This window comes from Pedobacter sp. L105 (genome assembly GCF_009765875.1).
Lineage (GTDB): Bacteria > Bacteroidota > Bacteroidia > Sphingobacteriales > Sphingobacteriaceae > Pedobacter.
The window spans coordinates 1,441,835-1,450,336 of the sequence record NZ_LMUP01000004.1; the positions used below are offsets into that span (position 1 = coordinate 1,441,835).

The following is an 8,502-nucleotide window of genomic DNA, read 5'->3' on the forward strand; positions in this document are numbered from 1 at the left end:
CACAAAACAGCCTTTACACTTCATCAATACTCTTTTCCAGTCGTCCTGGTGTTCCACTGGCGTTCCGGGGTGTTCCATCTTTCAGGCTTTCCACCTGTTTTTCAAGGTGCTGACGGATCTTCTCACGGATAGCCTGGTAGTTGTCCCAGTACGTTATTTTATAGCTAAAGCCACGGTTCGCATAACCGCCGGACTGCTGCAGGTATTCCAAAGCGGTCAGCTCGTTCACAAACCTGAACAGCTGGCTCTTGCTCAGCCCCAGCGCCTGGCGGATCTCCAGCAGCGTGAACGTTACCTTATGATGGGAAGGGCTATACGTTTGCTCCAGGTAAGCTTTCAGCCGCTCAAAGAACTGCCTTAAGGAGCCGTCCAGCTCATCTACTTTCAGCACAATACTTTCAAACAGGATATTCACCGCGATTTCAATATCGGCCAGCTCGGTGATCAGCCTGCCCCTGCCATCTTTTTTGCGCTGGTACTGGTGCAGGATCGTCACCATTTTCACAAAGCTTTGGAACAGGTCGTTCAAACGCCTGATCTTGTGGGCTTCTTCGGGCAGATGGATATGGCCTGCAAAGGGGTTTAACACAGCACAGGGTTGCAGGATCCGGACAAAGTTTTGAAGGCTTCCCCTGATCTGCTGCTCTTTTTTGCTGTCCACATCACCTGCGGCCTTTTCGTTCTGGTAGTGGATAATGCGCTTGGTCTGCTCCGCACTTTCATCTACAGCGATCAGAAAGACCCGTCCCATATTGTCCTCGTAGATTTCCCCGCGCGTGGTGCAGGCCATCGAGGCAATCGGCCCCTTAACGGTTTTCTGCCCGCTGGTAATTTGCCCGTTATCCAGTTTGATGCTGGTAGCCGAGGTTAGCTCACCGTTACTTTGCAGTTCCCGGAAGGCGAAGCCTGCCTCTTCGGGCAGCCCGTCAATATCTTCCAGGCAAAGCAGGCGGTTCACAAAGAAGTGCTCCGGGTAATTGTACAGCGCTTTATCACTGATCCGCGTCAGCCGGGTCACCTGTTCGGCAGGCATGCAGTCGCTGATCTGTTTCAGCAGGCGCGTCTTGCCACTGCCAGAGCTGCCCTGGATCAGGGCGTGAAGGGTATCCGGCATTTTATAGCTCAGGGCAATCAGGAAAAGGAACAGCCGGTTCTTTTCTTCCCCTACAATGCCCGCTTTGCCCAGCGCCTTGCTTAACCTTGCCATCAGGTTTTTGTCTTGCGCCAGCGCCTCGGCCTGCTGCCGCTCGGTGAGGGTTAAAGGGGTAACAGCCAGTGCATGGGGCACGGCCGATTCAATTTTTAACAGTTCATGGTCACGGTATTTTTCCAATAGATCAGTCAGTTTATAGAGGTCTGATTCCAGCTGATCCGCTCTTAGCCCCAGTTTTTCTGCCGACTCTTTGCTCACTTTCTCTACCTGTTTATCTTCGTAGAGGTCCAGTTTGGTGCGGCTCTTGCCGCTCCCGCATTCAATCACCAGGCTTACTTTCATACTGTCGGCCTGTTTGCTGATTCCGCCGGGAATATAGTAAAGGGCAAGCGGCGTCTGGTAACTGATTTTATGGGGATTATCGGTATTGAGATCCCCGGCAGCAAGCAGCTGCACCTTCCCCTGGGGTGCCGGTTTTTCTTTTTCAACTGAAGGCTCTTTTTCAATTGAAAGAAAAAGACCTTTCCGCTGCTCCAGCAGCCGGACAAAGATCCCATCTTCGTGGCCCTGTGCGGTTTCATTCACATCTTTACAGGGCAGTTCCAAAGCCGATAACAGCAGCCCGGGGAAAAGCACATGCAGTTCCCCGCTGTGTTTAACCTGGGCTGCTTTTCCAGCCGGGTCATTGTCAAAGGCAAAGATGATTTCTTCCAGTTCGGACAAAGCTTTGATCGCGTTCACAATTTCCTGGTTGAGCCCGTTAGTGCCGTAAGCGGCAATAACGGTGTAATTTCCCGTAATGTCCGGTAGCTGTAAAAGCGTAGCGGCATCAATAATGCTTTCGGTCAGGATCAGCTTTTTAGTCGCCGGATGGGGATAAGCAGGATAAAGGCCGCTCCGCTCTTTCAGGTAAAAGTGTTTGGCATTTTCAGTATCCAGGATGGAACGGAAGTACAGCCCCGCGATTTGGTTTTCCCTGTTTCTCAGCGCAAACACCATACAGCTTTTACCGAATACCCGGTAGGCTTTTTCCCTGGTCTTGCTCACCAGCCCTTCATCGTTCAATAAGCCACATTGAAGGCACTGTGCAATTAAAGTTTCCTCTTTGCGGGTACCGTGATGAAACTGGCCGGCATTATACCCGATCTCCAGTTTACTAAAGTTCAGCTTTCTGCTGCTGATATATTCCTGGGCAGGTTTGGAGTTGTGTACCGCGTTCTTAAAGTAGCTGAACATCTTTTGCAGGAAAGCTTCCCTGGTCATGCCGGCAGGCTGCCCCTCTCCACTGATCAGGGCTGTACACCGCTTGATCGCTTCGTGTTTACTCAGGTTTTCTTTGTGCATCATAAAGTCTACCACGTCCATGCTTTTGCCATGGGTTTTACAGTTCGAGGAAAAGCAGTAGCAGGTCTGCGTTTTGTAGTACACCTGCATACTCGGGGTTTTGTCTTCATGGAAGGGACAATGCAGCCGAAGGTTTTTGTCAGGTTTCAGGTGGTAGTAACCCAGTACCTGTGCTAAGGGGAGCTGCTGTTTGATTTCAGGGATTTCCATAGACTGTAAAAAAGTTTTCATGACTTATCAGTCACAAATCTAAAAGATATATCATAAACTTACAAGACCTATCATCCTTTGATATGCTATTTATATCACTTATTTTTGCACATACCAACAATTACATAGCAGTTTAACTACTTTTCAGTATGACTTTAGGACAGCAGATTACCGTTTTACGCAAGAAAAAGAAGCTTTCTCAGGGTGAGATGGGCAAACTCGTGGAAACATCCGGTGATATTATCGGCCGTTATGAACGCGACGAGGTAAAGCCTTCTATTGAAGTGGTCATCCGAATGGCAGATGCCCTGCAGGTATCCCTGGATTTCTTAGTCGGCAAGACGGACCTGGAACTGGACAGCGCCACTTTGAACCGCATGCGTGAGGTGGAAAAGCTTCCGGAACAGGAAAAGCAGCAGGTGCTTTTGGTCCTGGATGCACTGATCAGGGATTTTAAAGCCAGACGAACATACGCAGGATAAAGTTTTTTATAGCTGCCAATGCACATTGCCCCCTCCAGGGATGGAACGAGCTTTGGTAATGGAGAGGATTGAGCGGCTCTTTCTATCCCTGAGAGGTTGGGCGGGAGCACTGCCCCGGTTTCAAAGGATGAACACAGTTTCCCCGACCAGTCTTGCACTGCCACCATCAATTAACAATACCATGCTGCCGCAGGCTGTGCCGCTGACCGACTGGAAGGAGACGGCAGAGCGTAGGCCGGGGTCAGCCGAGCGGCTATTTAACATAATACTATTATCATACCAGCTTTGGTACCGTGGGGGCCTTCGAGCGGCTGTGCTGATAATTCGTATTATGTTATTTAGCATGGGGCCGGTTCTTCTCCGGAAGCAAAGGCCAAAGGGAAGGGCAGAAAAACACAGAGGGAAGCCCGTTTCGGGCTGGCTGGGTTTTTCTGCCCTGAAGGTTGTGCAGTGGGGATCATCATCTTGCAGGTCATGCAATAGCAAAGGTCACGCTGTAGCCTGCCCTCCATGAGTAAGCTTCAGCGTGACCTTTAACCGTTCCAGATCAGCTAACAATCAGAAGGGTCACTGTACAGCACTTTGTACTTATTTTCTCCTGCTCTAATGATCAGCTTCCCTTTGCTTTGAGTGATCTCTACTGTCCTGCCAATATCAAAGCCTAGCTTATCCAACCACAGCCCTGATAACTGGAGTGTAGGGACGCGTGTCTCACCATTATACTTCGCGCATAATGTAAGTGATCTTATGTTTTTATTATTAGCCATATAAAAAATATTATTGATAAACTTGTGAAACAAATGTACCATACCTTTTTCATTTATACAAGTAATGCCTATTTCTTTTGGCAAATGAGTTTAACTATTTTTGTCGCTATAATGCCAGATTATATTACTTTAGATATATATGGTTAACATTGGAGAACGTATTACACAACTGAGGAAGGCTAAAAACTGGTCTCAGGATGAACTAGCCAAAGAAATCAGTTCATCCAGGGTAATGATTGGCAAATATGAAAGGGAAGACAATTCTCCTTCAATCGAAGTGATCGTTAAGCTGGCAAAAGCATTTCAGGTCTCGGTAGATTATTTACTGGGAGAAGGACCGAATGCTTCTTATGATAAAGATATGATCCAACGCCTTGATGAACTGGAAACACTGCCCGAAGATGAGAAGCAGCGCATTTTCCATTATATGGATCTCATCATCCGAGACTATAAAACAAAGAAAACTTATAATCCTAAATAAGAAAGAGGCTGTATCACGATTACAGCCTCTTTTCTATTATTATCCGTAGCTCTTATAAACTATTCTAATATTTCCACTACTTCACCTTCACCCAATAGAGTATGCCCCTCATCAAATGTAAACTTGGTTCCTTTTCTGAAATTAGTCCCTAGATACTGTTTATTTAAAAAAACAATTTCAACCTCTGCTTCATCTCCTGGGAATAAGTTCCCCCTATCTAATAATTGTATTTTTCCAGATGTTTTCATTTCATGAATAAAATTAAACATAGGCCTATAACCACTCGCAAATGGAGTTTTACGTCCTGCGTGGTATAATTTTATTTTTGCTCTTATCTTAATCATACTTCTTTATAATGAACTAAAGTTAAGCGGTGTTCCTTGAAGAAACTGTAACTGATTAGATGGAATTGAGATAGCATTCATCCCGTCCGCCCCAAATCTATACGCACCACCCATTACGGTATTAGGAACCCTTACTTTTATTATTGTATTTGGAATACCATCAAACATAAAGTTAGCCCTACCAAACTGAGAAGCTTCTTGAATGGTTGGAGCAAATAGCTTTCCTGTTTCATATCCTCCAGGTTGTGTTCTAAAACCAAATTGTGCTATATCTTCAAGCTCCGCTTGGGATACAGCTCTAAAAACTGTAGTGTATCCACCCTCAGCAGCTAAGGCTATTCCAGTCCTTGTTACACTAATAATTCCACCCGCCATAATGTCGGCCAACCAATTTGCATCTTGCAAACCTACGACTCTGCCTCTATGAGAGAATGGATTTATTTCATTATGAGCAATATACCTTTCATGAAAAACAGAGTTTACCTCTCCCTGTAAACTGTTCGGGTATCCCATAAACAATCCACCTGACCTATTTCTATAATTACTCTGAACCTCACTTTCAACACTACTATAAGCAGCCTCTGCCTGTGACGAACCTCTTGTAGTTGTAATTGTAACTCCATTCAAAGCTATATTATCACCTGAAGTATTGAAATTATGCCAAACTGAAGGAGTAACATTATTAACAGGCACGGTATCTAATCCAAGTGGATCAATCGTATTAATTGGATTATTTAAAACATAATTATAGGGCGTGACTGAAAAATGGTTTTCAGCTAAACGATCCACCACATTCCACCTTGCTATTACCGGATCATAAAACCTAGCCCCGTAATCATACTGCCTTATGCAACTTTTTTAAGGTTTGCCAGATTTCCTGACTGCACTTTTTAGGTGCTATAAAGAACGCTTTTCTCAAAGATATAGGCTTTGTTTTTTTTCACCAAACTTGAGCCTTTTTTATTTATTTTCTCATTATTGGTCGCGGATCTATGAACGTAACACTGGACTATCTGGCAAGGGGAAGCGATAAGGCAAACTTTGACAAGCAGACCCTAAAGCTCATTCATGAGATCGAAGAACTCGAACCCGCAGTAAAAGATAAACTCTATTTTCTGGCCAACGCCATCATTAGGGACGCCAAAACAGGTAAAGCATACTCTTAATAACCAAGAAAAGCCAGGCATGCCTGGCTTTTCTTGGTTATTAAGAGTATGCTAAGTAACATTAAAGCACATGAACACCTAATGTTTCAAACACTTCAAGATGTATATAGATTAGTAATATAAACGTTAAAACACTAACAATTTTAACCCAAGCAACAGACATTTTATCTTGATAAACACCTATAAGTATCATAATGAAGCAGGGTATTAATCCGATAAAGAGTAACGTATGTATCCAGCCAATACCTTCCATATCATGAATGCCTCCTGCATAAAGCTTAGTACCAATATCATTTAGCCCTATAAAAAGATAAGAGAGGAATAGTTTTGCAAAAATATTGAAATCAACATTTGTAAACACAATTAATCCAGTCATTACCGATATTACCACAGGAGTAGCCAAGATTCCAGCTGGTGGCAAGAAATGACCTATAATGATGCTTATTAATAATATCAATATTAATAAGCCAATGAGGGTTGTCTTTTGTAATTTCATTTCTGCTTATTTATCAGTTAAAGTTGTATGAGTAACTTCTTTGGGATCAACCGATACCGTCCCAGTTCTTTTATTCGGTTCTGGTAAAAAAATAAATAACACACCTCCTGGGTTATTTTCTATTATACGATCAAATCTGAGATTAGGAAGTGGGGTTAAATAATTTCTACTATCTTGATTTGGTGACCTATAAAATATAGATGTACCTGGGTTTAAGCCACCTGCCCTTGCCGCATCAGAAGCTACATCTATGCAGCTTTTTTCTAAAACATTATAGTCACTTAATACAGATTCCTTCGCTGCTGCTTCCATCTTTTTATCTGTTGCTTCATCTGTTTTGATATCATATGCTTTTGCATAAGAACCTTCTTTCTTGTTTTCCTTACTCGCCATAAATTCATTCAAAGAAGCATATATTTTAGTACCGGCTTGTGGATTGTCATTAGAACGACCGTAGGCACGATAGTGATCCGTTGTACCATTCTTCGAATAATACCTATACCCTGTCTGTTCATTTCCAATTAGAACTGCAGCATGTCCTAATCCCCCAACATGATCAGGGGCACTAAGAACTATAAGATCTCTACCATCGGGATCAATCGAGGTTATTGGATTATTATTGACGTAACTGTACGGTGAGATTGATAAATAACTTGTTGCATGTGGATCTATCGTACTGAAACGCCCAATCACCGGATCGTAGAATCTAGCTCCGTAATCATACTGTCCTAATTCATCCTGTATTTCCTTTCCATTGTACAAATACCTATTTCCTACTGCATCACTTTTCCAGGCTATTTCAATATCCAACAAACATTTTATTATGTTGTAATCGAATTTAGTGCTTGGGTTTCTTTTATAAAATGCCCCCATAAAGTTTCTAATTTTTTGGGGGCATTTACAGCACCGGGCTTTTATTATTTAAGGGTTATATGTTTTCTAAGTAACAGTTGCAAACCCCGAAGTCCATTCATCCTTATCAAGCTCATTACAAGAAATTTCAAAGCCTTCTAGGTGATCTTTAAAGCCTTGTAATTGCCCTGTGCGAGATTGCGCCTCTTCTGCATTTTCTTTTGAAGTATAAACACCTATTAGTTTAATATCTTCACCATCCAAAAGAGCCTCATCTGAATGGGTATGCCATAGTAAATAAACAAATTTCATATAGTATATTATTGATTTATTAAATAGATTATTTCCCTCTATCACCGTTTTTCTTAAGTTTATTGTATTCACTACCAGGACCTGTATTACTCCAATTTCCCTCTCCATAATGTTGATCAAGTAATCTTTTAGCAAAATCTTTCCCCGATTCCCCTAGTCGAGGCTTTTGCCCAGCAGCCCAGGAAGGTATATCATTAGCCTTATCTTTACCACTTTTTTTTGTTAACACAGGCTTACTAACTAAATCGAAGATCGAAGATACAGCTGAAAAAGCTCTCAGAGCCGGAAATAACCCTTCAATTGGAAAGCTCATTTCTATTCCCGCCTCTCCCATTGACGCAGTCCATGGGACATAAGGAGCAATTACAGATGATGTAGGATGTTTCTTTCCTTTAATAACAACTTCATTTAAATCAGTCCCATCTTGAGAAAGTAAGGTGCTGGCATACAAATATTGCGCTGACATGCCAGGACTTAGCTGATTGCCATTTAACTCACTTGTGTTACCATCTTTATCCGTTTGATAAAAGTGATCAGGACCAGGCTTGATAACTACATTATCAAGTTTTCCGTCAGGACCAAAATTATAGTCGTTAAAAAATCCCTGTGGCCCATCCTGCACACTCATCCCATCCGGGTCGGTATTGTTAGTCGGATTATTCAAGGCATAATTATAAGGTGACATTCGTTCATAATCCTCAGCATCAGGATCTACAACTCCCCATCTCCCAATCACCGGATCATAGAACCTTGCCCCGTAGTCATACTGCCCTAACTCATCCTGCAGCTCCTTTCCATTATACAAATACTTGTTTTCTACTGCACAACTTTTCAATCAACCTTCAATTGCCGCCGAACGTCATCCGAGTCCGGGTTTTGGGTTCTGTATACAAGT

Annotated in this window: 10 protein-coding genes and 1 pseudogene; 3 read left to right on the forward strand and 8 right to left on the reverse strand. The window is 43.0% G+C overall.

Translation table 11 applies throughout. From position 1 onward, the window contains the following. Nucleotides 1–13: 13 nt before the first annotated feature. A complete protein-coding gene (locus GSQ84_RS11390; RefSeq protein WP_158797329.1) occupies nt 14–2,728 on the reverse strand; it encodes a CHC2 zinc finger domain-containing protein in 2,715 nt (904 codons plus the stop codon). Between the two features lie 128 nt (nt 2,729–2,856). Between GSQ84_RS11390 and GSQ84_RS11395 the strand changes: the two genes are divergently transcribed. Beyond that, a complete protein-coding gene (locus tag GSQ84_RS11395) occupies nt 2,857–3,189 on the forward strand; it encodes a helix-turn-helix domain-containing protein (RefSeq protein ID WP_158797330.1) in 333 nt (110 codons plus the stop codon). 551 nt (nt 3,190–3,740) lie between these two features. On the opposite strand, the gene GSQ84_RS28360 is transcribed toward GSQ84_RS11395, so the two are convergent. Then, on the reverse strand, nt 3,741–3,998 hold the full coding sequence (locus GSQ84_RS28360) for a SymE family type I addiction module toxin (RefSeq protein WP_158797331.1): 258 nt from the start codon (nt 3,996–3,998) through the stop codon (nt 3,741–3,743). Between the two features lie 97 nt (nt 3,999–4,095). Here GSQ84_RS28360 and GSQ84_RS11405 point away from each other — a divergent pair, with 97 nt between their 5' ends. Next, on the forward strand, nt 4,096–4,437 hold the full coding sequence (locus tag GSQ84_RS11405; protein ID WP_158797332.1) for a helix-turn-helix domain-containing protein: 342 nt from the start codon (nt 4,096–4,098) through the stop codon (nt 4,435–4,437). Between the two features lie 59 nt (nt 4,438–4,496). Here GSQ84_RS11405 and GSQ84_RS11410 read toward each other — a convergent pair whose 3' ends face one another. Both GSQ84_RS11410 and GSQ84_RS11415 read right to left on the reverse strand, forming a co-directional pair. Next, nucleotides 4,497–4,781, reverse strand: coding sequence for a hypothetical protein (locus GSQ84_RS11410; protein WP_158797333.1), 285 nt, complete (start codon nt 4,779–4,781; stop codon nt 4,497–4,499). Nucleotides 4,782–4,787: 6 nt separating this feature from the next. Then, nucleotides 4,788–5,630 (reverse strand): RHS repeat-associated core domain-containing protein, encoded by an 843-nt coding sequence (locus tag GSQ84_RS11415; RefSeq protein ID WP_158797404.1) that lies wholly within the window; start codon nt 5,628–5,630, stop codon nt 4,788–4,790. Nucleotides 5,631–5,773: 143 nt separating this feature from the next. Here GSQ84_RS11415 and GSQ84_RS11420 point away from each other — a divergent pair, with 143 nt between their 5' ends. Further along, nucleotides 5,774–5,947: a hypothetical protein gene (locus tag GSQ84_RS11420; protein ID WP_158797334.1), complete on the forward strand. Its 174-nt coding sequence runs from the start codon at nt 5,774–5,776 to the stop codon at nt 5,945–5,947. Between the two features lie 61 nt (nt 5,948–6,008). On the opposite strand, the gene GSQ84_RS11425 is transcribed toward GSQ84_RS11420, so the two are convergent. The 4 genes and pseudogenes from GSQ84_RS11425 to GSQ84_RS28040 all read right to left on the reverse strand — a co-directional run. Beyond that, nucleotides 6,009–6,443, reverse strand: a complete 435-nt coding sequence (locus tag GSQ84_RS11425) for a hypothetical protein (protein ID WP_158797335.1) — start codon at nt 6,441–6,443, stop codon at nt 6,009–6,011. A 6-nt stretch (nt 6,444–6,449) separates the two neighbouring features. Next, nucleotides 6,450–7,316, reverse strand: coding sequence for an RHS repeat-associated core domain-containing protein (locus tag GSQ84_RS28365; protein WP_158797336.1), 867 nt, complete (start codon nt 7,314–7,316; stop codon nt 6,450–6,452). 66 nt (nt 7,317–7,382) lie between these two features. Then, on the reverse strand, nt 7,383–7,607 hold the full coding sequence (locus GSQ84_RS11435; RefSeq protein ID WP_158797337.1) for a hypothetical protein: 225 nt from the start codon (nt 7,605–7,607) through the stop codon (nt 7,383–7,385). A 613-nt stretch (nt 7,608–8,220) separates the two neighbouring features. Continuing rightward, nucleotides 8,221–8,421: pseudogene (locus GSQ84_RS28040) on the reverse strand (RHS repeat-associated core domain-containing protein); the annotation flags it as partial. Nucleotides 8,422–8,502: the final 81 nt, after the last annotated feature.